The sequence below is a fragment of the Bernardetia sp. genome (genome assembly GCF_020630935.1).
GTDB lineage: Bacteria > Bacteroidota > Bacteroidia > Cytophagales > Bernardetiaceae > Bernardetia.
Genome location: NZ_JAHDIG010000036.1, coordinates 1 through 24334, shown reverse-complemented (window position 1 = coordinate 24334; position 24334 = coordinate 1). Strand labels below are relative to the sequence as shown.

Below are 24334 nucleotides of genomic sequence, written 5' to 3'. Positions count from 1 at the left end.
TAATTATTTACTTTCTTCGTTCTTTGGTTATGAAACATCTACAAAATCCTTACTTGCCAGTAGCTATTTTATTGCTTTTGTTGGGCTTTTTTGGCTACCAAACCTTTTTTTATAGTCGTTATTCTGAAACGGAAAAAGATATTTTAGGCTATAACTATCATCAGAATAGAGAGCTAAGAGATGAATATCAAGAGCTTGCAGGAAAGGCGTGGAGAAGTGCAGAAAGGCATATTGAATCAAATGGCATAGATGAAAATGATACTACTAGAAAGATACATACTCGTTTCAAAAAACAAAGAGATGAATTAGATAAAATCTATCGGAATGTTCATGAGCAATATTTTGAGAAGCCAAGAGTTGAATTAATAGAAATAGTAACAGTTTCATACGAAGGAAAAGAAGTAGAAATGCCAAAGTTCCCTCCAAAAGTACCGAGTTCAAATATCGTTACTGCCTTTGAAGAATATATCAAAAAAGTATCAGTCATAGATTCTGTACTTTCAAAACGTTATAAAAACTTTGTATTTGAAGATGGAATGACAAACGAAGAGTTAGAAGATTTTTATTTTGATACAGACGATTATTTGAGAGCTTTCCATTATTCTCGTTTTGAGGCGCAGCTTGCCACAATGTATTATGAAGATTCTAAAATGCTTTCACAGAAATATTTGCTTTATCCTCTTGATTTGAAAATAGAAGATATAAAAGTTGTGCCGTATGTGCATTATGAAAAAGGAAAAGACAAGCCGTATTATATCAGTACGATGAGTGTAATTCCTTTTGACAAAGAAACTACTCGTCTAATTGACCCAGCAAACATAGAAACGAAGTTTGATGAGAACGGATTTATCATCATTCCGAAAGAGTTTAGAAAAGGCATTCAAAAATTTGCTGTGAAAGTTCCAACTTTTCTTGAAGGAGGAGACACTATTTTGACTATCAAACAAGATTTTGACTACCTAAACAAGTATTACAAAGATGAAAACTAAAACTATATTTTCTGTTTCTATTTGGGTTGTGATTGTCGTGGTAAGCATTTTTTATTTTGCTTCTCAAAATACGAACAAAGAAAATGAAATTCTTGCCATAGAGAAAAGTAGCAAAGTATTGAAAAAGTCAATTCAACTAACTCATCAAGATAGATATTTAAACTATTTATTTCACGCAGGATACGCTATAATTGGTAGTGAAAGAGAGCGATACACATTTTTTAACCTAAAAAATGCTCACAAACTGGCTGAACTTAGATATAAAAAAGGTGTAATCTCACTAGATGACATGAAGGAATATCCTTTGACAAACAATAAATTCTATAAAAAAGTCATTTCTCAAAACGATTCTAATCATTGCCTAGATAGTCCATTAAAACAGATAAATAAGCTCTATTTATACCAAAATTTAATGAATTTTGCAGATGATGAAACGTTTCAAAATATTAGCTACTGGGCAACAGGGTATAGTACATTAGGTGTTGAAGTAATAGAAAACGATAAAATAGGAATCAGACTAACAGATATTTTCCATCCAGAACCCATTGAATACTATTTAAGATGAAAACTAAAACTATATTTTCTTTATTCGCTTGGACTTTGGTGGGCGTTTTGTGCATATTCTATTGGAACACTCAAGAAAAGCAAAAGGCTAAAGACATAACTGCGATAGAGAAAAGTGAGCATTTTTTAGTGGAAAAAATCAAACTGAAAAAACACGTTATTTTGGAAAGAGAACAGTTTGATGTAGAAAATTCTGGTTATTATTCTCCAAAAAGTGAGATTTTCTATTCTGTAAAAACAAAGTTAGATTATTCTGATTCTCTGTACAATACAGATGTCTATGAGTGGAAATTACTGGAGAATCACATTGTCAAGGATTTTTACGAATATTCACCTCTAAAACGAGAAGAAGATGGTTCATTTTTGAATTTCGAAAATGGTTATAGCAAGCATCTGAGTAAGTTACACAACTTATTGCTTTACAGAACACACAGTAAATATAATTTGGTAGCCTTTCATTATTTTTCTGGTGGTGGGGTAATTTTTGACCCTATCAATTTGAAAGTTCTGCCACATAATCCATCTATTGTCGCTCACTACAATTTCTATAACTTTGGCGTAAATCCATTTTCCTCACAGTTTTATCAAAATAACCAACTTACAGACAAAATCTATTTTGATGTAGAAAAGGATACAACAATAGATTTTCAAATCCTAACAGATTATTTTTTGACCGATACTATTAAAACTGTTGCAGATTACAAACTCAAAATAAAAGCAGGGCAACGAACTGATTTTGAGATAGAGGAAATTAAATAGCTAATATTTCTTTTCATTTTTCCGTACCTTGTAGATTATTTAAGATGTTATTTTTCTGTCAGAACTTACTTTAATGAGCTATATTACTGCCCTCAATACTGCCAATCCTCCTTTTACTATTTCTCAAGAACAAAGTGCTGACTTTTCAGCGCATTTTATGGGCAAAACAAAAGATGAAAAGCGTAAAATCCGAATCCTACAACGTGCTACTGGAATCAAAAATCGCTATACAGTTTTAGAAGATTATACCAAAAAAAACGGTTTTGATTTTTATCCTAATACAGAAGATTTAGAGCCTTTTCCAACGACTGCCGAGCGAATGAAAGTCTATGAAAAGTGGGCAACAAAATTAGGTTTGGAAGCTGCAAAACCCATTATTGAAGGTAGGGAAAATGAAATTACACATCTGATTACAGTAAGCTGTACAGGAATGTTTGCCCCTGGAATTGACATTGAACTCTTAGAAAATTTGGGTTTAAATTCTTCCGTACAGCGAACGGCTATAAATTTTATGGGTTGTTATGCTTCGTTTAATGCGCTCAAAGTGGCAAATGCTTTCTGCTTGGCTTCGGATGCAAAAGTCTTGATTGTGGGAGTTGAACTCTGTACGCTTCACTTCCAAAAGCAAGCCGATGACGATAATCTTTTGGCTAATTCTATCTTTGCTGACGGTGCTGCTGCCGTATTGGTAGAATCTAAACCACAGAAAGGCAAGACTAATTTACTTTTAAAGAATTTTTATTGCGACCTCGTTCCAAAAGGTAAACGAGATATGGCGTGGTATATCAGAGATACAGGTTTTGAAATGCGTCTCTCGTCTTATGTGGCTGATATTTTGGGAGAAGAAATCAATCAGATTTTAGACAAGCTCATGAAAGGCCTAGAGGTAGATAAAAATTCAGACACCATTTCACAGTGGGCTGTCCATCCAGGGGGAAAAAAGATTTTAGATACGCTTGCTAAAAAGCTCTCAATGGATAAGTCTAAACTAGATGTTCCTTTCAAAATTTGGGAAGAATACGGAAATATGTCTTCTGTAACAGTCCTTTTTGTTTTGAAAGAACTGTTACATAACAAAGCAGCCTACCAACTCAAAAATAATCAGCTCATTCCTTCTCTTGCTTTTGGTCCAGGGCTGACTGTAGAATCTGCTCTTTTTGAAGTTGTAGAACAATAATATTTTACAATTCAATAATCTTAAATACCATTGTTGGTGTTTTAGCATAGCGACACCAACAACTTTATAAACTCACTACCTTGTTTAAAGTATATTCAATCAGATTATCAACTTCTCTTTGTGGGTTTTCTGAAAACTGATGTGTGATTCGGTTTGCCAAAATAGCATTCAAAGAAAGCATTTTGTGTCCTAAAAGTCTGCTCAAAGCATAATATCCAGCCGTTTCCATCTCCATATTGGTAAGAGGAAAATCTGTTATTTTATTTCTGATTTTTTCTAAATAATTGTCTGTCTGTGGCTTCAATCTCACTTCTCTTCCTTGTGGGGCATAAAAACCAGGGCAAGTGAGCGTATTTCCTTTTACGATATTACTATTTTCTGTAAAATGATGAAGTAAACTCTCATCTGCTGAAACTACATAAGGATTAAAACCTACTTGTGCATTTTGCTTGATTTGTTCAGAAATTTCTTGTTCTTTTTGGCTCTGCTCTAGTCTATAAAACTGCATCAATGTATCCATTCCGACAGCATTTTGAGAAGCTAAAAGTGTCCCTACTGGAATACTCTCCTGCAAAGAACCTGATGTTCCAACTCTGATTATGTTAAGTGAAGTTAGGTTTTCTTTTATTTTTCTAGTCTTGAAATCTACATTGACGAGTGCATCTAATTCTGTCATCAAAACTTCAATATTATCTGTTCCCATTCCAGTAGAAATGACAGAAATTCGTTTCCCTTTATGTAACCCTGTATGAGTAATAAACTCTCGCTTATGGATTTTAAATTCTATCTTATCAAAGAATTTACTTACTGATGGCACACGCTCTGGGTCGCCTACCGTAATGATAGTATCTGCAATCTGATGTGATTGTAAGTTGAGATGATAAATAGAATTATCTGGATTGATGATAAGTTCGGAAGATGGAATCATTGAGTTTTAATGGATAATTTTACTAATTGAGAATGGATAATTGAATTATCAAGAATCAATATAACATAAAAGATTGTATAATTCTGCCAAAACTATATGAATGTTCAATTCGTTTGAGCTAAAAATAGAAATTTAAAAATAAAAAACTATGGAAGGCTATCGCTTCGGAAAATATACACCACCCAAATCAAAAAAAAATAGTGGTTTTGATAAGTTGTTAGACATTTTTCTCCAACTTTTATCTATGGCAGGAGGAGATGTCGGAAAGGCAATGTCGTGGCTAACAGATTTAGACAGGCAGCACAACCTAACAGGAGAAGGCTATGGAATAGGCGATTTCTTTGAAGACCTAAAAGAAAAAGGCTACTTGGAGGAAAATCAGGTTACTGGAGAAATAAAAGTAACACCTAAAAGCGACCAAACGATTAGAAAGGCTGCGTTAGAAGAGATTTTTGGAAAGCTCAAAAAATCGAAGGGAGGAAATCATAAGACTAAATTTCATGGAAATAGTGGAGATATTTCAGCAGACGAACGTCCGTACCGTTTTGGAGATGATTTGAATCAAATTTCATATACAGAATCTATCCGAAATGCTCAAATCAACTGGGGTGTACAGGATTTTTATATGACAGAAAACGACCTCACCATCAGAGAAAAGGAATATTTAGCACAGACCTCTACCGTCTTGATGATTGATATTTCGCACTCTATGATTCTCTATGGAGAAGACCGAATTACACCAGCCAAAAAAGTAGCAATGGCACTTGCCGAACTCATCACTACAAAATATCCAAAAGATACGCTAGATATTATTGTCTTTGGAAATGATGCTTGGCAGATTGAAGTAAAGGATTTACCATATCTTGAAGTAGGACCTTATCACACCAATACAGTCGCAGGTTTAGAACTAGCCATGGGACTTTTGAGACGTAGGAAAAACCCAAACAAACAAATTTTTATGATAACTGATGGAAAGCCAACGTGTATAAAAAAAGGCTTGAAGTATTACAAAAATAGCTTTGGGTTAGATTCGACTATCTTGAACAAAACGCTGAATTTGGCAGCACAGTGTAAAAAACTCAAAATTCCGATTACGACATTTATGATTGCCTCTGACCCATACTTACAACGTTTTGTAAGAGAGTTTACAGCTACAAACGGAGGAAATGCCTACTATTCCAATTTAAAAGGACTTGGGCAGCTTGTTTTTGAAGACTTTAAGAAAAATAGAAGAAGACAGTTTTAATAAATGTAGAACACTCTTTAGAGTGTTTAGGTAAAAAGGTCAAAAAAATGATACTCATAAAAAAGTGTCATTTTTTTTGATTCTAAATAAGAAGTTTCATTTCGATAAAAAAGAGATTTTTACAGATAAATAACCTTGTTTTTTCTATTAAGATTCATTTGAAAATAATTAGTGTAAAATTAACACGAACATAATAGCTTTTCTCACGTTATATTTGTAAATTTAAGTCTGATTTTTGCACTACTTATATTAATTACTTTCCTCTCAACACATTAGAAATTATAATAGCTATGGGTAAACACGAAACTTCTGAAAGATTATTAACCACTAAACAGAAAGCATTAAAGGTCAATCTTGATGCAAGCATTTATGGTTCTTTTGCTGAAATTGGTGCAGGACAAGAAGTAGCTGCACAGTTTTTTAAGGCAGGAGCAGCTTCTGGAACGATTGCCAAAACGATGTCAGCGTATGATATGGCTTTCAGTGATGCTATTTATGGTGCTGAGGAAAGTGGACGTTATGTATGTGAGTCTCGTCTCATCAAAATGATTGAACACGAATACCGATTGGTAGAAGAAAGGCTAAGAGAACATCGCCCAGACACGTGTTTTTTCTCTTTTTCCAATACGATTGAAGTTCTGAATTATAGCAAAACAAATCGTGGACATGGTTGGATTGGTGTTCGTTTTCAGCTAAAGCCAAATACGCCTCCCAATGAAGTTATCATTCACATGAATCTGTTAGATAACCATAAGTTTTTACAAGAGCAAGTAGTCGGAATTGTGGGAGTAAATCTAATTTATGCTTGTTTCTATCATGCCAATGACCCAGACAAAATGCTCACTTCTCTTATGGACAATCTTTCTAGGGACAGAATAGAAATAGATATGTTTAGAATGACAGGAAAAGACTTTGAAGATGTAGATAATCGTCTGATGAGCTTAAAACTTGTCAAGAATGGAATGAGTAATGCTGCTATGTTTGGTGCAAATGGAAATGTATTACAACCTTCAGAAGCTCTTTACAAAAAAAATATTTTGGCATTGCGTGGGCGTTTCCGTCCTCCTACACATGTCAATGTAGATATGTTGCGTAGAGGTTTGGATATGTTTAAAGCAGAAGATGATGTAGCAGAAAAAGATATAATGGTATTAGTGGAACTAACACTTGCTAATCTTCGTGCAGAGGGAACAATCAGCGACCAAGATTTTTTAGATAGAGTAGATATTCTTTGTTCGATGGGACAAACTGTAATTATTTCCAATTATCAAGAGTATTACAGACTGGTAGAATATTTATCACTCTTCAACCGAGGTAAAAAAATCGGAATTATTTTGGGTATTTATTCGTTGGCAGATGTTTTTGAAGATGAGTTTTATACTAATCTTAATGGAGGAATTTTGGAAGCCTTTGGTAAACTCTTTGGCTCAAATGTCAAGATGTATGTTTATCCTTCACGTATTCCTGGAACAGAGAAAATTTTAGGTTGTGAAGATTTTGAAGTTGCTCCAAAGCAAGCCTTTCTCTATAAGTATCTACTAGAAACAAACAAACTAGCTACCATTCAGAATATCAATACCAAAATACTACATATTTTCTCTGATAATGTCTTGGAAATGATTAAGAATGGAAAAGAAGGATGGGAGGAAATGGTGCCAAAAATTGTTGAAGAGGCTATCAAAGACAAATGTTTGTTTGAGTATCCTTGTCCAACAGACAAGCTCTCAGTAGCTGAAGAAGAGAGAAAACAAGCCACCTTAGAAAGAGAACAAAAAGCTAGGCAAGAAATCATTGATAATAACTTGTAGAAAAGAAAGCCTACCAGTTTATAGAAATTGGTAGGTTATTTTTTCGAATAAATTCAATTTTCAAGAGTAATCAATTATGTTCTTATTGCTTTTTTATAGAAAAGCATTATCAACAAATAAACATATTTGTTGTGTCTCAATTTTGTATTCTCAAAAGTATTTACGAAATTTGCAACTCATTCATTTTCAGATAGATAAGTATTTTTTATCATTCTCTTAAAACTAGAGAATAAAATAGCATTACAACTGATTGAATGACAATAGAATAGAAAACTAAATTATACATTTTTTAATAAACTATTTTCTTTAAATGGTCGAAGCAAAAAAAGACACTCGTTATAAAGTAAAAGACATCACTCTAGCAGAATGGGGGCGTCGTGAAATTCAATTAGCAGAAGCAGAAATGCCAGGTTTGATGGCTCTTCGTGAAGAATATGGAGAATCTAAGCCACTTAAAGGTGCACGCATTGCTGGCTGTCTTCACATGACAATCCAAACGGCTGTCTTGATAGAAACTTTGGTAGCTCTTGGTGCAGAAGTTACATGGTCTTCTTGTAACATTTTCTCTACACAAGACCAAGCTGCTGCTGCTATTGCTGCTGCTGGTATTCCAGTTTTTGCTTGGAAAGGCATGAACGAAGAAGAATTTGACTGGTGTATCGAACAAACTCTTTTCTTTGGTGAAGGTGAAGACCGTAAGCCACTGAATATGATTCTTGATGATGGTGGCGACCTTACTAATATGGTTTTAGACCGTTATCCTGAATTAGTAGCTGGTATTGGTGGTATTTCAGAAGAAACTACTACTGGTGTTCACCGTTTATATGAGCGTATGCGTAAGGGAACTCTTCCATTGCCTTGTATTAATGTAAACGATTCAGTTACAAAATCTAAATTTGATAACAAATACGGTTGTCGTGAGTCTTGTGTAGATGCGATTCGTCGTGCTACTGACGTAATGATGGCTGGTAAAGTTGCTGTTGTAGGTGGTTACGGAGACGTAGGAAAAGGTTCTGCTGCTTCTCTTCGTGGTGCTGGCGCAAGAGTAATTGTTACTGAAATTGACCCAATCTGTGCGCTTCAAGCTGCAATGGATGGTTTTGAAGTAAAACCAATGAAAGAAGCTGTAAAAGAAGCTGATATCATTGTTACTGCAACAGGAAACAAAGACATCTTGACAAAAGAGCATTTCTTGAATATGAAAGATAAAGCTATCGTTTCTAATATCGGACACTTCGACAACGAAATCGATATGGCGTGGCTTAACAAAACATACGGCAACACGAAAGTAGAAATCAAGCCTCAAGTAGATTTATATACATTGGAGGATAACAAGCAGATTCTTGTGTTGGCAGAAGGACGTTTAGTAAATTTAGGTTGTGCAACAGGACACCCTTCTTTTGTAATGTCTAACTCATTCACAAACCAAGTATTGGCTCAAATCGAACTTTATACTAACCGTGATAACTACAAAAACGAAGTTTACACGCTTCCAATGCACCTAGATGAAAAAGTGGCTCGTTTGCACCTTTCTAAATTAGGCATTGAGCTTGACGTTCTTTCTAACGACCAAGCTGAATACATCGGTGTAACTCCAGAAGGACCTTACAAGCCAGAATATTACCGTTATTAAGAAATAGTGATTAATTGTTAATGATTAACGATTAATTATTATGACTTGATAAATTATAAAAGCCACTAGCATTAATTTGTTAGTGGTTTTTGGTTTGTATAATTTAAGAATTGATAAAGTAAAGTATTGGTTTGTCTTTTTGCACAGAGTTTTCGTAAATTGAAGTAATGATAAAACTCATCAAGAAAATATTGAACTGGGGAATAAATACAGAGCAAACCCCTTTGGAACAGAGGCGTATTCGTTTGCTAAATATTGCCTGTTGGTTGGGTATTATATCAAATCTTGCTTACACTATTTTTTTTCTAATTCTAGCAGATTATCTCCCTGTTGCAACAAATCTGATAGCTATTTTTATTCTGTTTGGGCTATTAAAACTCAATAAAAAAGGCAAATACCATATTGCTAGGTTGGGCTTCTGCTTAGATATTCCTATCTACTTTGTTGTAATGGCATTAGGTTTAGGAAAAGAAATTGGAATAGAGCTATATTTTATTGTTACTGCTATTATGCCCATTTTATTTTTTGATAGGTGGAAAGTTATTATTCCATTTTTTATAATGAATTTGCTGCTTTTTATCAGTGTAAAGTTGGGTTACGATTATGTAGAGCCTTATTTTTATCCAAAGACAAACTATTTTTTAGAAGTGCGTCTAAGTAACCGTATCAATATTTTTATTTTGCTTTTTATCATAATTGGTAGCTTTAAAGAAGAATTAGTTGCTTACCAAAAGAGCATAGAAGAACAAGGAAGAATTTTGAAAGAAAATAATGAAGAAATAAGGTCTCAAAATCTAGTCATTGAAGAAAAAAGCAAAACCTTAGAACAGACCTACAATCATATTAGAGACAGTATTACGTACGCCCAACGTATTCAAAATGCACTTTTGGGAAGCCCAAGCAATATCAAAAACTATTTTCAAGAATCCTTCTTATTTTTTCAGCCTAAAGATATTGTGAGTGGTGATTTTTATTGGTTTTATCAAGATGAAGAAAATAACGTTTCTGTTTTGGTAGTGGCAGACTGTACTGGACACGGCGTTCCAGGAGCATTTATGACTATTATGGGTTCAAATTTTTTAGATGAAATTATCAGAGAACAAAAAAACTACGACCCTTCAAAAATTTTATATCAATTAGACCATAAAATTACAACTTCGCTCAAACAAATCAACTCAAAAGTAAATGACGGAATGGATGTAGGTGTATTGGTTTTTAAAAGAAATGACTACAAAGTACAGTTTGCAGGAGCTAAAAATCCACTTTGGGTAGTGCGTGATAGTGAAATGCTGCAATACAAAGGTTCAAAGTTTCCGATAGGTAGTAGCCAATACAAAACTGCTAAAGAATTTGAAACACAAACGATTTCTGTAATTAAGGGAGATATGCTTTATCTTTTTTCAGATGGATTTCAAGACCAATTTGGAGGAAAAAAGAATACGAAGTACCTCAAAAAACGTTTTCGTGAACAATTATTGCTTCTTGCTTCAGAAGACATACCAACTCAACATCAAAAATTAGAACACGAAATAAATACTTGGAAAAATACTATGCCACAAACAGATGATATTTGTGTAGCTGGAATTAGAGTCGTATAATTTATTTTCTTTCTTCCTTAGCCTCTTTGCTAAAAAGTAGCATCGCAATTCCAATGAAAAAGAAACTGACAGAAGAAACTGTCGAAACTGCAAATACAATCTTATCAAAATTATTATCTACATCTTTCGTTTGGAAAAACAAAAGGTATATCATACCTCCAAAAACTCCTAGAGCTAAAAGGTTGAGCGCAATATAAGCTATCCAACTTCCAAGTTTAGGAAGGACAAGAAGGAAAAAACTGACTACCAAAAGACTTACATAAACTGGGATAAAAGCATCTGGCATTCTATTGAAAAGATTATTCAAAACCATCATAATAGCACCGACTCCCAAAAATATGGCTATAATACGATTTGTTTTGAAAAAATAGTTGGTAGTTTGAGGTATTTCGAAAGGCTCTAAAAAATCAGAGTCTAAAATAGTATCATGAGCTATCTGATATTTTTTGCTTTCTTTTCCCATTTCTGAAACTCCCAATAAAAAAATAAGCAATATAGGAGGAAAAAGAAATAAGCCTAAAACCAAATTGACCTTCATTTTCTGTTCTGCAAGCGTGATTACTAAATATTGTATGAGTATTAAAAAGCTAACCAAATAACTTGTTTTTTTTGCATTTTTGGAGTCGTCCCTTTGCCAAAATATAAATCCTACCAACGCAACAATACCAACAAGGAAACAAACCAAAACAGCAAAGAAGTCATTGCTTTTTATTAAAGCAAGAAAAGAACCTTCTTTATCTGCCAATGTAAAGCCTACACAAAAAGAAAAACAGAATAAAGCAATAGACAGATGAATTAAAGAAATACAAAACTTTGCTGGCTGATTGGCTATCATAATTTAGTAGTTTGGTAAGTGAAGTATTTTAGATGGGTTTATTTTCTATCCACTCTTGTTGGGCTTCTTTGCTTAAAAGTAGCATTGCCATGCCAATACAGAGAAGACAAATACTGCCCACAATTACAGAAAAAAAAAGAATAAATTTTATGCTTTCACTTGAGTCGTATCCTTGACGTGTTATGGAGGTATAAATCAACATCCCTGTTATTCCTATGGCAGCCAAAATACTGACCACAGAAAAAATCCAACTTCCTATTTTTGGGAAAATCCAAAGTACTACACTACCTATAAAAAAAGCTGAAGGAGCACTAATAACCCAAGAAGGCGCACCCATATCTGTCAGTGAAATAAAAAGCGCAAGTGCAAAAACCAAAGAACTAAAAGCTACAATATGATTGGGTTTCCAAAAAATAGACGAATTAGTGTTTTTATCTAATTCAGAAGCCAAAAAATCAGCATCTAAAGAATTATTTTCTGTTGATTGTATTGTTGTTTGATGATGTGTTATTTTAGAAAAAGCCAAGAGAAATATAAAACTGGCTACAGTAGCAATAACCATAGAAAAACTTATAATGTCTGACGTATTTTTCAATTCTGGTAACAAGGGTAGCAGTAAAAAAGTGAAACTAAATACAAGAATATAACTTATTTTTTTTGCCGTTGTGATATAATGGGAAAGCCAAGCCAAACTAGCTGCAATAGCACTTACAACAATGCAAGCTAGTACCAAGAAAATGATTTTATCTCTGCCATTAAAAGCTAAAAATCCTTTTTGAAATACTTCCATAACTATAAAACTGCCACAAAAAATAGCGATAGCTAAATGAATTATAGAAATAGCGAATCGAATGGGCTGCTTGGCTATCATAGGTCTTTGAAAATTTTGTATATGAAAAAAGCATTCTATTCTAAAGATAAGAATAAAATGCTTTTGTTTTTTGCAAAGTCAATAGTGTTGAATTACTTTTTAGCAGATAATAACCATTCTTTTGCTGTTACTCGCTCTTCAAAATAAGCAATTTTGAATTTGTTATTGATTGCCATCAATGATTTTAAAAGTACTTGAGCTGCAATACGCTGAAAGGTAGTGCTAGATTTTATTACTGCGACTTTAAAGTTTTCGCCAAGCTGTTTTTGAAGCATAGGCATAAATTTCAAAACGAGCCAAGCCCTTGATTTAGAAGAAACTTCTCCTACATTTTCTTGATTGAAAAGAACTCTAGTGTAGCCGTGTGTTTTTTCTTTATCTAAAAGAAGTAGAAATACTTCTTTATACTCTTCTTCATTTATATCTCCCTCCATTTTGATAAGAATATATTCCTCCTTGTTGTTCACATAAGAAGTAATAGACTTATCTGGGCTTTCATAAAAAGGCATCATATCGGTACGATGGTGTTGTTAAAGCTATATTTTATATTGTTTTACAAAAAAACAAAATTTATTCTCATTTAACAAAAATACTAGATAGAAGAGTTATTTAATAAAAATTAAGTTTTGACTTATCTAATTTTGAATGATGATTTTGCGTGTAATCACACCTTTATGTGTTTGTATCTTGACTAAATACATTCCATTGGAAGGACGATGAAGCTGGATTTCGAAGGTAGATAGAAACGCATTTGGAATAGCTTTTTGATATACTCTTTGTCCAATAGAATTATAGACTTCAACAGATTCAATACCTATGTTTTGAGTTTCTAGCTGAAAATTGCCATTGTTTGGATTTGGGTAGAGCTTGATTTGGTCATCTAGGTTGTTATCTGTTCCCAAAACGCCTTCTGGAGATACAACAATAGAAATTGCATTTGAATAGTTTTGTCCACGACTTGTAGAGTAAGCCAGCCAGTCATTGTTCGATTTCTGTTCCCATCCCTTACCCTCTTGTTTTTTTTCTGTAAAGATGGAAAAAGTATTTCCACTTTCATACTCTAAAGCCACTCCAGCAAAAATCTGATTAGGAATACTTTGAGGCTCATCAAGAACGACTCTTGTAAATTGCTTTCTCTCAAAAATATCTTTTTCAATGAGAGAATAAGATACATTTTGGCGATAGAGTTCCTCACTTGGTTTTCCATCATTATCTACTGACCACAAAACAACATCAAACGTTTCATTTGGGTTGCTAATATCTGCATCAGCAAAGAAAATATCGACGGCATATAGTTTTCTGCCTACTCCTAAACCATTGAAAAACTCGGCTTTATGTATTGTGGCTTGCTCATCATGTCCTGCAAGGGCTTTGCCATTAATTTCTTCATCAATGACATTTTTAGGACTAATATTCGTTACTCTGCTTCCCTCCACAACTTTAATCGCATCTGATTCTGTACGTTCTTTAGTAGCTATAGTATTGCTCACTTGGAGGGTAACATCATAAAGACCTTCTTGTGTAAAGTTAATTTGAGGAGAAATACCTGTTGTTTGTAGATTTGTATTTCCTGCAACTGTCCAAGTAAAATCTACACCAAATTCTGATTGAGAATAAAGATATCCTGTTTCTGAAAGAAGAAGTAGAGGATAACTGATATCAAAATCTACAACAGGAGCTTGTAAATCAGTTGCTTGACGGATTTGCAAGTTATCTAAGTACAAATTGTTGTTATTTGCTCCTATGTTTTGAAACTTAAACTGTATGAAACGACTATCACCTTCAACTTCCAAGTAAAGTTTATACGATTTCCATTGAGAAGATGAAGGAGTAAAAGTGTTTTTCTGATTGACAGCAGTTCTTATATCATATCCTCCTTTTTTCCATAGTGTTTTGAATTTATCTCCTGCATCAGTAGAATACGAAATTTCCAGTGAATCAGGTAATTTATCTTCATCGAAGCCATAAGCTACATCAAAGCTAATTTCAACAGTGCGATTAGAAGGAATATTAATAAATGGAGAGATAAAAGACAGTTCAGTTTCACAAGCACGGAAGGTTGCGTTAGGAGCATATACAGAAAAGTTGCTAGTTCCATAAGCTCCATTAGAAGAAATTCTCCAATTCGTAATATCAGACCTTTCAAAGCTCCAACCTTCTCTTTCAAAATTTCTGTCTTCAAAGTTTAGAGATGTTTGGTTTAGTGCAACAATATTATCGTCAATTACTTCTATTTGAACAACTTTATACTTATCACTTACTTCATCACCTATGACTTTGAGAGTTACCCAATATTTTCCTGTTTGGTTGTAAGTAATAGTTGGGCTTTTTTCTATAGAAGTTGTGGGAGTGCCACCATCAAATGTCCATTCATATCCTTGAATAGTAGCCCCCCCAGTAGCTAATGATTGATTATCAAACATTATGTTACCTCCTTTAATAACTCTATTTTTTGATGTTTCAAAAATAGCAAAAACATTCTTTCCAAGAGGTTCAGCTACATCAGAATCTAATAGTGTTCCTCTACGAGGAGAAATATCTAAAACGGCATGCATACGCTCTACTTGGTCTTTTGTAAATAAAGTCATGCAACGGTCATCAGTATAATCCATAAAATTTTGAGACATTATTATTTCTCCTTCCACACAAGCTTCTTCGTTGAGATTGCATCCACTTTGACGTACTTTGGTATTGGGAGTATCTTCACAAAAATCATCACTTGCACAACTTAAATTTTCATCTCCCCAAGTATGCATCAGTCCAAAAAAATGACCTACTTCATGTGTAGTTGTGCGTCCCTCGTTGAAAGGCGCACCCTCTATAAGTTGGGGGATATTAGGTGTTTTTTTTATCGAACCAAAACTTTTGTACCTAACTACAATCCCGTCTGTGTTGGCTGCTCCATTTTCATCTTTTATTCCATCCAAATCAGAGAAGACAGGAAATTGTGCATACCCAAGTTTTGTATAGTTGGCCACCCAAATATTAAAATATAGATTAGGGTTCCACACAGTATTTGGTTTTACATATGTATTAAATGAAGCTTGACTCCAAGTTGTTAGACAGCCTTTAGCACGATGAATTCCTACTTCATCCAAAGGTCTGCCCTCTGGGTCGACAGTAGCCATTACAAATTCAATACTTGGGTTGTCAGCCACATCTTTAAAAATATCTAATGTTTCATCTCTATCTGGGTTTCTAAAGTTAAAATCTTCATTCAAAACTTCTATTTGACCATAAATCTGCTCAGCAGAAATATTTGTACCCTCTCCAATAGCTTCGCCATTATGAATGACATGAACAATAACAGGAATTTTGTAAGTAGATTCTGTTTGATTGGTTTTGGCAATTATTCCTTTCTTTTGAAGCTCTTGTTCTCTTCTTTTTTGCTCTGCTATATTTGCTCTAACTTGTTTTATTTTATTTTCAAAGGCTTCACTTCCTGCAATATGGTCTTTGTTTTTTAAAAAGTGTTCTGTTTCAGTAGTTTCACAAGTACGTTGTGCAGAGCTTTCAGAACTTAGCGAAAAATGTAAAATAAAAATAAAACAAACAACAAATAAGAAATTATTTTTTATCATAGCTAGAGATGTTGAAAAGAAAATACATTAGATAGAATAAATGATGTAGTAAAAATACAAAATTTAAGTAAAAAGTTTTATCTTTATTACACCTTCATATTGAAGACCCAACAAAATGAAACTTGGTTGCATTTTGTTTTCATTAGTTGTTCTCTTTTCCTAGCATTTGTCGCATTACTCGTTTTTCAAGAGCTAAGAGAGAAGTATCATTGGGAGCAAGCAGAAGGGCTTTTACGACATTTTCATACGCCTGTTTTTCTTTGTTTCTTTCTAAAAGATAAACGGTTTGATTTTTCATTTTATTGATTTCTAATTTTACATATTCATCCAAAACTTCCAAATGTGTCTTGATGAATGTAGGATTATAGCCAATCGAATCAGCTTTTTGGTAGTAGGTATAGGCATCTAAAAATTTCTTTTGTTTGAAGGCTATTTCTCCTTTTTCTATCAATTCGAAAAACATTTCTTTCTTCGGAATCATAGTTTCTATATTCTTAATTTCTTTTCCGACAGTAGCAGTTTGAGCAGAATCAGCAAAGTCTAAGGCTATTCTATAGTTTTTTAGAGCCTCTTCGTAATTGGTAGAATTTTTTTGATAATTAGCTGCTTGAAAGTAGTTTTGAAACTTGAGCAGTTTTTCCTTTTCATTTGTCCTAATCAAGGAGTCTTGGGCTGTGGCTAAGGCTTTGAGTTGTGCTTTATTTTTTAAATTTAGTGAATGTACCCACAACCCTAATCCACAGGCAGCCAAAAGAGCTATTACAGCTAAAGCCAAAAAGACACGTAATCTTAGGATAGTTTTTTCTTGTTTTCTTTTTTGGGCGTTTACAGATTTTATACTCTCTGAAATAAACTCTTTTTGAATAGAGGTAGGTGTAGGAATTTTATTATGCTTTTTACACTCTTCTAGCCAGTTTTCAGCAATAGCAAGTTCGTTTCCTCGTAACAGAAAAGCGTAGTTTTTTTCATATTTGTTCCACTCTAAGGCTTTCTGTTGATATCTTGAATGCTTTTTGGTGTGCTCTCTATCAATATTTAAGGCTCTTAGAAGCTCTCTAAATTGCTGTCCATTATCGCTTTGTAAATTATTTTTAGAAAAATCTATCCATTGAATATGACTAGGGAAATAATTTGGCATTTCTTCAACGGCTTGCAAACGAACCAAGATAATTCGTTTTCCCATTTCCAAAGCGTGTAAAACTTCATCTTTACAATAGGGTGAGGAAATCGAAGCTGGAGAAATAATAAATAAAAAATTATCTGACGTTTCGATGCCATTTCTAATTTCTTCTCCGAAGTCTGAACCTGCAGGAATACATTCTTGGTCAAACCACGTTGTTCTGCCATTGAGTTGAAGTTCTTCATTGAGCCAACGGGCAAAGTCGCCATCAGTACGAGAGTACGAAATAAAAACTTCGTTACTAAGCGTTCCTATTTTGGCAATACTCTCCTCAATGAATTTCTCGTGTAGCTTTGTTGGAGTATTAAGTTTAGAATTAGTAGTATTGTTTCCTTGCGTTTTTCCTTGATGAAGCCACGTTTGTGCCTTATCTAAATTGTGTCCACGAAGTAAAATTGCATCATTTTGATGTTGTTCTTCCCATTTTAGAGCTTGTGCAAGATAGCGTTTATGATTTCTGTAATAATCATAATCGTCTTCAAGAATACAGAGAAGCTCATTCAAATCTTTTTCAAAATCTAGGTTTTCTGTAAAATTATCTTCTAATCTATTATCAGTTAGGTCAATGTAGGAAGAGGACAGCGCACGTAAGGCTTCTGGAAGAGTGTTTGTCTGCACTTTTTTTGCCAAAACAACAATAATTCGCTTATGAAATGTGAGAGCAAAGCGAAGTTCTCTAAGGCAATCTGAATTTTGAACGGAAGAAGGCGAAAGCACAAAGACAAAATTATCGGCGTGTGCAATTTGTTCTTTTATATCATTCACATAATCAGAAGTATCAAATCCTTTTTCTATCTCTCTTTGTATGGAGTTACTGGGAAGCACAACTGTAACTCCAGCTTTTATCAAGCCTTTCCGAATTTTTTCAGTTTCTTTTTGTTCTTGTTTTGCAAAACACAAGAAAACTTCTGACATCAAGTTATCAGCGTTTTTCTTAGACTCAGTTATAAACTCACTATGCAATACTGAAGGCACACAAGGAGGCTGATTAGGCGCAACAAAAACTTGAGTAAGCCAATTTTGAGCTTCTTGTCTTTCTTTTCCTACCAACAAAAGATTGGTTTGTCGTCGATTATTTTGCCAAAAAAGAGCTTTTTGCAATAGTTCAGTATGTAAATGAACATACTCCTTTTGGTTCTCTATTACTTTTATAATTCTTTCAAATCCGTCTTCAAAACTATCTATATCTTTTCCAAAAATAGGAATAGTATTCTGTTTGATAAATTCTACATCATCGTGCTTGCTCCACGTATTTTCATAGCTAAGTTGCCAGTTGTAGAGTTGGTTGATGTCATCTTCCGAAAGGTTTTGACGAGCATGTACCCAGTCTGTTTTTCCTAGAAGTTGATGCGAACGGTTCAAGACGTCTTTTTTACTAAAAATAGGCAAGACTTCCATTCCATTAGCCTCGTAAAACTGCACCAAAACACTTCGCTCTTCGTAAGACAAAGGAGCATCTTTTGTATCAAAAATAACATTTTGGTCGACAGGAATTACTCGCTTTCCTAGTTTTCTGGCATATTCCAATTCTATAAGGCAGTAAGCAGAAGTAAGACAACGAGGAGCAAGAATAAGTATAAAATTATGAGCCGACTCAATGCCATGAGAAATACGTTTGGAATAATCGTCGCCATCTGGAATATTGACTTTATCGAACCAAATTTCATAACCTTTTAGTTTTAAAGATTGATAAATCCGACCCACAAAGCCTAGACTTTCTTTTCTCCCATACGAAATAAAGGCATCTTTTGTCATAAGAAAACTAACCTTAGCTTATTTTTTGAATGAATTAGAATGTAGCTAAAAATAAGCAATTTCTTTTAAAAAGAATTATATCATCAAATCCTTTTATAATTTCTATATTCTCCTACCCTCTAACTTGTTGAGTTTTTCGTTCTTAAACAACTTTTTGGGAAAATAGTAATAAAAATAAGAGAGTTACTAGAACTATTTTCATTTTTTACAGTCTAGGTTACAATTAATTAACTAGAGTTATGCAGATTAGTACAGGACACAGTTTCAGATTTTACAAACCCTACTCTGTGGCACACAGAGCATCATGTTGCGTAAGCCCAGTTAAGTAATAAATTATACAGCTTAGTGTCCATAAACACATTGAATATTGAAAGTTACATAAATTCAATATTAAAAATGGTAAACCTATTCTTTGCTATTTCCTTGTTTTGCTAGTAAAATTATCTCCTACAAAAATTTTTCTAATAAAAAAAGGATTTTTAAAAATAATTTCATACCTTTGTAGATTGTTACTCCAAATCCAAACCTGCATCGCCCATGTCGTTCCAAAAGAACAAAAAGTTAAAAAACGATTTCAAGCGAATCACCATCAGCTTGGCATCTCCAGAGTCTATTTTAAATAGCTCGTTCGGAGAAGTTACTCAACCAGAAACGATAAACTATCGTACCTACAAACCCGAAATGGGAGGTCTTTTCTGTGAGCGTATCTTCGGACCTGTTAAAGACTGGGAGTGTCATTGTGGTAAGTATAAGCGTATTCGCTACAAAGGAATTATCTGCGACCGTTGTGGCGTAGAAGTAACGGAAAAGAAAGTCCGTCGTGAGCGTATGGGACACATTCAACTTGTTGTTCCTGTAGCGCATATATGGTATTTCCGTTCATTGCCTAACAAAATAGGTTATTTGCTCGGACTACCGACAAAAAAACTAGACCAAATTATATACTATGAGCGTTATGCTGTAGTACAGCCAGGGGTAATGGAAGCAGAAGGGTTACAACGCCTAGACTTTCTGACTGAAGACGAGTATTTGGACATTATGGACAAACTCCCTCGTGAGAATCAGCAGAAAGATGATAGCGACCCAGAAAAATTCATTGCCAAAATGGGAGCAGAAGCTATTGTAATGCTTCTTGACCCACAAAGATTAAACTTAGACGAACTTTCTTATGATTTGCGTGCTGCTGCAATGAATGAAACTTCACAACAGCGTAAGGCAGAAGCCTTGAAACGTTTGCGTGTAGTGGAAGCATTCCGTGATGCCAAATCTAGAAATGTTCCTAATGACCCATCTTGGATGGTTATTAAAATGGTACCTGTTATTCCACCAGAATTGCGTCCGTTAGTTCCATTAGATGGAGGACGTTTTGCAACTTCTGATTTGAATGACTTGTATCGTCGTGTTATTATTCGTAACAATCGTTTGAAGCGATTGATAGACATAAAAGCTCCTGAAGTAATTTTACGTAATGAAAAACGTATGCTTCAAGAAGCTGTTGATTCTCTTTTCGATAACTCTCGTAAAGTAAATGCTGTTCGTGGTGATGGAAACCGTGCTTTGAAATCACTTTCAGATATGCTCAAAGGTAAACAAGGACGTTTCCGTCAAAACCTTTTGGGTAAGCGTGTAGATTATTCGGGACGTTCGGTAATCGTAGTAGGGCCAGAACTCAAACTTCATGAGTGTGGTCTTCCTAAAAATATGGCTGCCGAGCTATTCAAGCCGTTTGTTATTCGCAAACTCATTGAGCGTGGTATCGTAAAGACAGTAAAATCAGCTAAGAAAATTGTTGATAGAAAAGACCCAGTAATTTGGGATATTTTGGAAAATGTATTGAAAGGACACCCTGTTCTCCTTAACCGTGCACCTACCTTGCACCGTTTGGGTATTCAAGCTTTCCAACCAAAACTTATTGAGGGTAAAGCAATTCAATTACACCCATTAGTTTGTACGGCATTCAACGCCGACTTTGACGGTGACCAGATGGCTGTTCACGTTCCTCTCGGACAAGAAGCTGTTTTGGAAGCCTCACTTTTAATGCTTGCCTCTCATAATATTCTTTCTCCTGCAAGTGGTAATCCTATTACTGTACCTTCACAAGATATGGTTTTGGGTCTTTATTACTTAACAAAAGGAAGAAGAAGTACACCAGAATTGAAAATTGAAGGAGAAGGCATGAAATTCTACTCAGAAGAGGAAGTTGTCATGGCTCTCAATCATAAATCTATTTCTAAGCACGCCTACATACATCTTCGTACACACGTATTGAATGAAGATACTGGCGAGTTAGAGTACAAGATGATTGAAACTGTTGCTGGACGTGTTTTATTTAATAAGTGTGTTCCTAAGGAATCTGGTTATATCGACGAACTTTTGAGTAAAAAGACACTTCAAAAGGTAATCTCTAAAATTGTGAAGCAAGTCGGAATGGCTCGCACAGCAGAATTTTTAGATGAGATTAAATTCTTAGGTTTCGACCAAGCCTACCGTGGTGGTCTTTCTATTGGTATCAACAATATCCCAGTTCCAGACAACAAGCAACGTCTTGTAGAAGAAGCGAAAGAAGAAGTAGCAGCGATTACGCAAAACTACTTTATGGGGCTGATTACAGACAACGAGCGTTACAACCAAGTAATTGATATTTGGACAAAAGTAAACCGTCGTATTACAGACGAACTCATGGATCAGCTTGAAAATGACGAGCAAGGATTCAATTCCATCTATATGATGATGCACTCTGGTGCACGTGGTTCTCGTGAGCAGATTCGTCAGTTAGGTGGTATGCGTGGTCTGATGGCAAAACCTCAAAAGAACTTACAAGGTTCGGTAGGTGAAATCATTGAAAACCCTATTCTTTCTAACTTTAAAGAAGGACTAGACGTTTTGGAATACTTTATCTCTACACACGGTGCTCGTAAAGGTCTTGCAGATACAGCTCTTAAAACGGCTGATGCTGGTTACCTTACTCGTCGTTTGGTAGATGTTGCCCAAGATATTATTGTAAATGAAACGGACTGTGGAACACTTCGTGGTCTGACAGTAACAGCACTTAAAGAACAAGAGGAAATTATTGAACCAATTTCTGACCGTATTTTAGGTAGAGTTTCTCTTCACGATGTATTCCATCCAGAAAATGAAGATCAAATCATTGTAGAATCTGGACATTTGATAGACGAAATTGACGCTAAACGTATAGAGGAAGCAGGAGTAGAAGCCGTAGAAATACGTTCTGTTCTTACTTGTGAAACTCGTGTTGGGGTTTGTGCAAAATGTTATGGACGCAACCTTGCATCAGGCAAACTGGTACAACAAGGTGAATCTGTTGGCGTTATTGCAGCACAGTCTATTGGTGAGCCAGGTACACAGCTTACTCTTCGTACGTTCCACGTCGGTGGTACGGCTTCTAACATTGCCGTAGAATCTACTATCAAGGCGAAGAAAGAAGGTAAAGTTATCTTAGAAGAAGTAAGAACTATCAGTACGTTAGATGAAGAGGGCAAGAAAGGAAATGTAGTCATGTCTCGTATTGGTGAGATGAGAATTGTAGATAAGGACAATGAAAATAAAGTCTTAGCTTCTCACAATGTTCCTTATGGTTCATTCTTGACTGTTAAAGATGGTCAGATAGTTCAGAAAAATGATGCTCTTTATAACTTTGACCCATTCAACGCTGTAATCCTTTCACAATTTGATGGAACGGTACAGTTTGAAGGTATTGATGAAGGCATTACCTATAAAGAAGAATCTGATGAGCAAACAGGACACCGTCAGAAAGTAATCATTGAGAGTAGAGACAAGACAAGAAACCCTACTCTTACTGTTGTAAATGCAGCAGGTGAAGGAGCAGAAAGTAGTGTCCCTGCTGGTGCTTATCTTACTGTTGAAGAAGGACAAAGTGTAAGAGCAGGTCAGATTTTAGCAAAAATTCCTCGTTCAGTTTCGAAGAGTAGAGATATTACGGGTGGTCTTCCACGTGTAACCGAACTTTTTGAAGCTCGTAACCCTTCTAACCCAGCCGTAGTATCAGAAATTGATGGTATTGTAAGTTATGGTGGAATCAAGCGTGGTAACAGAGAAATTTTTGTAGAGTCTAAGAAAGATGGTATTGTTAAGAAATATATGGTACAGCTTTCTAAGCACATTCTTGTACAGGCAAACGACTTTGTGAAAGCAGGTATGCCACTCTCAGATGGTGCTATCACGCCAGCCGATATTTTGGCAATCAAAGGACCGACAGCCGTTCAAGAATATTTGACAAATGAAATCCAAGACGTTTATCGTCTTCAAGGTGTAAAAATCAATGATAAGCACATTGAGGTAATCGTTCGTCAGATGATGCAAAAAGTAGAGATTATCGATCCAGGAGATACTTCATTATTGCCGAATCAGATTGTAGATAAATTTGAAGTTCGTGCAGAGAATGATTCCTTTATGGATAAGAAAATCGTTACAGATGTAGGAGAATCTACTAAACTCAAAGTAGGTATGATTATCACAGCTCGTGAACTTAGAGATGAAAACTCTAGTCTGCGTCGTAAGGATATGAAAGTGGCTAAAGTCAGAGATGCACAGCCAGCCGTTTCTAAGCCTACATTGCGTGGTATTACACAAGCCTCTCTCGGTACGAAGAGCTTTATGTCGGCAGCTTCTTTCCAAGAAACTACTAAGGTACTCAGCGAAGCCTCTATCCGTGGTAAGTCTGACGACCTCAATGGTTTGAAGGAAAATGTAATTGTAGGACACCTTATTCCAGCAGGTACTGGTTTGCGTAAGTACGAAGACCTTATCGTTTATGATGAGAAAACGTATGACAAACTTGAAGATACTTTGGCTGATGAAAATGTTCGTTCTACTCGCACAGAAGCACAGCTAGAGCAATTAAGACAACAACAAGAAGAAGAAACTACTGAAGAAGTAGGATAATTCTGAAACATCTTTGTTTTGATATACATCAAAAAACCTTTCAAAAACTAAATTTTGAAAGGTTTTTTGTTGTAGAACAGACTTTAGTCTGTTTAGATGCCTATATGTAATCAATTTCTTTTCAAAGTAATAACATCAAAATAAAATTTGTCTAAATGTTCAAAGTCTTTATCCATCGTGATTAATGTAGCTTCCAAAATATGAGCAGTTGCAGCAATCCAAATATCATTTTTACCCATATTTCTTGCTGAAAGTCCAGTAGGTAATGGATTTCCATCTAATTTTCCTTGGCTATACGCATCTATTTGGGAGTAAATCTCTAAAATATCTTCACTTTCAATAGGCACAATCAAAAACTTTCTTAGCCATTCATTTACATTCTGATATTTTTGAACTGACCATTTTCGTTGTCTTCCTAATGACTTCATTTCAGTAGGGTAAACGCATGAAAGATTTATGCAAAGACGACTTGTTCTAAATAGTCTTG

16 protein-coding genes are annotated in these 24334 nt (G+C 34.8%); 9 read left to right on the top strand and 7 right to left on the bottom strand.

The features are described 5' to 3' along the window. The first annotated feature begins 29 nt into the window (after positions 1-29). From QZ659_RS11340 to QZ659_RS11325, 4 genes are all read left to right on the top strand, one after another. Entirely contained in the window at positions 30-989 is a 960-nt protein-coding gene (locus QZ659_RS11340) for a hypothetical protein (protein WP_291725933.1), read from the top strand. After that, entirely contained in the window at positions 979-1554 is a 576-nt protein-coding gene (locus QZ659_RS11335; RefSeq protein ID WP_291725932.1) for a hypothetical protein, read from the top strand. Before QZ659_RS11340 ends, QZ659_RS11335 begins: the two co-directional genes overlap by 11 nt. Further along, complete coding sequence (locus QZ659_RS11330; protein WP_291725931.1) at positions 1551-2312, top strand: hypothetical protein; 762 nt, start codon at positions 1551-1553, stop codon at positions 2310-2312. The genes QZ659_RS11335 and QZ659_RS11330 overlap by 4 nt, the downstream gene beginning before the upstream one ends. 73 nt (positions 2313-2385) lie before the next feature. After that, the gene (locus QZ659_RS11325; protein WP_291725930.1) at positions 2386-3489 is read left to right on the top strand and encodes a type III polyketide synthase; all 1104 of its coding nucleotides are present in this window, start codon (positions 2386-2388) and stop codon (positions 3487-3489) included. 64 nt (positions 3490-3553) lie between these two features. On the opposite strand, the gene QZ659_RS11320 is transcribed toward QZ659_RS11325, so the two are convergent. After that, entirely contained in the window at positions 3554-4417 is an 864-nt protein-coding gene (locus QZ659_RS11320; RefSeq protein ID WP_291725929.1) for a nucleoside phosphorylase, read from the bottom strand. A 148-nt stretch (positions 4418-4565) separates the two neighbouring features. On the opposite strand from QZ659_RS11320, the gene QZ659_RS11315 reads away from it, so the two are divergent. The 4 genes from QZ659_RS11315 to QZ659_RS11300 all read left to right on the top strand — a co-directional run bounded on the left by QZ659_RS11315 (position 4566) and on the right by QZ659_RS11300 (position 10702). Next, on the top strand, positions 4566-5663 hold the full coding sequence (locus QZ659_RS11315) for a vWA domain-containing protein (RefSeq protein WP_291725928.1): 1098 nt from the start codon (positions 4566-4568) through the stop codon (positions 5661-5663). Between the two features lie 290 nt (positions 5664-5953). After that, positions 5954-7471: a TonB-dependent receptor gene (locus QZ659_RS11310; protein WP_291725927.1), complete on the top strand. Its 1518-nt coding sequence runs from the start codon at positions 5954-5956 to the stop codon at positions 7469-7471. Positions 7472-7781: 310 nt separating this feature from the next. Further along, a complete protein-coding gene (gene ahcY / locus QZ659_RS11305; protein ID WP_291725926.1) occupies positions 7782-9104 on the top strand; it encodes an adenosylhomocysteinase in 1323 nt (440 codons plus the stop codon). 167 nt (positions 9105-9271) lie between these two features. Beyond that, positions 9272-10702 carry a PP2C family protein-serine/threonine phosphatase gene (locus QZ659_RS11300; protein ID WP_291725925.1) on the top strand — a complete coding sequence of 477 codons (1431 nt, stop codon included), beginning with the start codon at positions 9272-9274 and terminating at the stop codon, positions 10700-10702. 1 nt (position 10703) lies between these two features. Here QZ659_RS11300 and QZ659_RS11295 read toward each other — a convergent pair whose 3' ends face one another. The 5 genes from QZ659_RS11295 to QZ659_RS11275 all read right to left on the bottom strand — a co-directional run bounded on the left by QZ659_RS11295 (position 10704) and on the right by QZ659_RS11275 (position 18924). Further along, positions 10704-11537, bottom strand: coding sequence for a hypothetical protein (locus tag QZ659_RS11295; protein WP_291725924.1), 834 nt, complete (start codon positions 11535-11537; stop codon positions 10704-10706). Positions 11538-11565: 28 nt separating this feature from the next. Then, positions 11566-12408: a hypothetical protein gene (locus QZ659_RS11290; RefSeq protein ID WP_291725923.1), complete on the bottom strand. Its 843-nt coding sequence runs from the start codon at positions 12406-12408 to the stop codon at positions 11566-11568. Positions 12409-12500: 92 nt separating this feature from the next. Then, positions 12501-12920 (bottom strand): STAS/SEC14 domain-containing protein, encoded by a 420-nt coding sequence (locus tag QZ659_RS11285; protein ID WP_291725922.1) that lies wholly within the window; start codon positions 12918-12920, stop codon positions 12501-12503. 123 nt (positions 12921-13043) lie between these two features. Then, positions 13044-15989: a M43 family zinc metalloprotease gene (locus QZ659_RS11280; RefSeq protein ID WP_291725921.1), complete on the bottom strand. Its 2946-nt coding sequence runs from the start codon at positions 15987-15989 to the stop codon at positions 13044-13046. A 142-nt stretch (positions 15990-16131) separates the two neighbouring features. After that, positions 16132-18924, bottom strand: a complete 2793-nt coding sequence (locus QZ659_RS11275) for a toll/interleukin-1 receptor domain-containing protein (protein WP_291725920.1) — start codon at positions 18922-18924, stop codon at positions 16132-16134. 537 nt (positions 18925-19461) lie between these two features. Here QZ659_RS11275 and rpoC point away from each other — a divergent pair. Beyond that, the gene (gene rpoC, locus QZ659_RS11270; protein ID WP_291725919.1) at positions 19462-23847 is read left to right on the top strand and encodes a DNA-directed RNA polymerase subunit beta'; all 4386 of its coding nucleotides are present in this window, start codon (positions 19462-19464) and stop codon (positions 23845-23847) included. Positions 23848-23957: 110 nt separating this feature from the next. Here rpoC and QZ659_RS11265 read toward each other — a convergent pair. Beyond that, a partial coding sequence (locus QZ659_RS11265; protein WP_291725918.1) for a PIN domain-containing protein occupies positions 23958-24334 on the bottom strand: 377 nt, incomplete at its 5' end.

What these genes read in the sequence shown, in the direction of transcription:
- QZ659_RS11320 (WP_291725929.1), bottom strand. Translation starts at nt 4,417, where the DNA reads ATGATTCCATCTTCCGAACTTATCATCAATCCAGATAATTCTATTTAT.
- QZ659_RS11275 (WP_291725920.1), bottom strand. Translation starts at nt 18,924, where the DNA reads ATGACAAAAGATGCCTTTATTTCGTATGGGAGAAAAGAAAGTCTAGGC.
- ahcY (WP_291725926.1), top strand. Translation starts at nt 7,782, where the DNA reads ATGGTCGAAGCAAAAAAAGACACTCGTTATAAAGTAAAAGACATCACT.
- QZ659_RS11330 (WP_291725931.1), top strand. Translation starts at nt 1,551, where the DNA reads ATGAAAACTAAAACTATATTTTCTTTATTCGCTTGGACTTTGGTGGGC.
- rpoC (WP_291725919.1), top strand. Translation starts at nt 19,462, where the DNA reads ATGTCGTTCCAAAAGAACAAAAAGTTAAAAAACGATTTCAAGCGAATC.
- QZ659_RS11340 (WP_291725933.1), top strand. Translation starts at nt 30, where the DNA reads ATGAAACATCTACAAAATCCTTACTTGCCAGTAGCTATTTTATTGCTT.
- QZ659_RS11290 (WP_291725923.1), bottom strand. Translation starts at nt 12,408, where the DNA reads ATGATAGCCAAGCAGCCCATTCGATTCGCTATTTCTATAATTCATTTA.
- QZ659_RS11315 (WP_291725928.1), top strand. Translation starts at nt 4,566, where the DNA reads ATGGAAGGCTATCGCTTCGGAAAATATACACCACCCAAATCAAAAAAA.
- QZ659_RS11280 (WP_291725921.1), bottom strand. Translation starts at nt 15,989, where the DNA reads ATGATAAAAAATAATTTCTTATTTGTTGTTTGTTTTATTTTTATTTTA.
- QZ659_RS11325 (WP_291725930.1), top strand. Translation starts at nt 2,386, where the DNA reads ATGAGCTATATTACTGCCCTCAATACTGCCAATCCTCCTTTTACTATT.
- QZ659_RS11295 (WP_291725924.1), bottom strand. Translation starts at nt 11,537, where the DNA reads ATGATAGCCAATCAGCCAGCAAAGTTTTGTATTTCTTTAATTCATCTG.
- QZ659_RS11310 (WP_291725927.1), top strand. Translation starts at nt 5,954, where the DNA reads ATGGGTAAACACGAAACTTCTGAAAGATTATTAACCACTAAACAGAAA.
- QZ659_RS11335 (WP_291725932.1), top strand. Translation starts at nt 979, where the DNA reads ATGAAAACTAAAACTATATTTTCTGTTTCTATTTGGGTTGTGATTGTC.
- QZ659_RS11285 (WP_291725922.1), bottom strand. Translation starts at nt 12,920, where the DNA reads ATGATGCCTTTTTATGAAAGCCCAGATAAGTCTATTACTTCTTATGTG.
- QZ659_RS11300 (WP_291725925.1), top strand. Translation starts at nt 9,272, where the DNA reads ATGATAAAACTCATCAAGAAAATATTGAACTGGGGAATAAATACAGAG.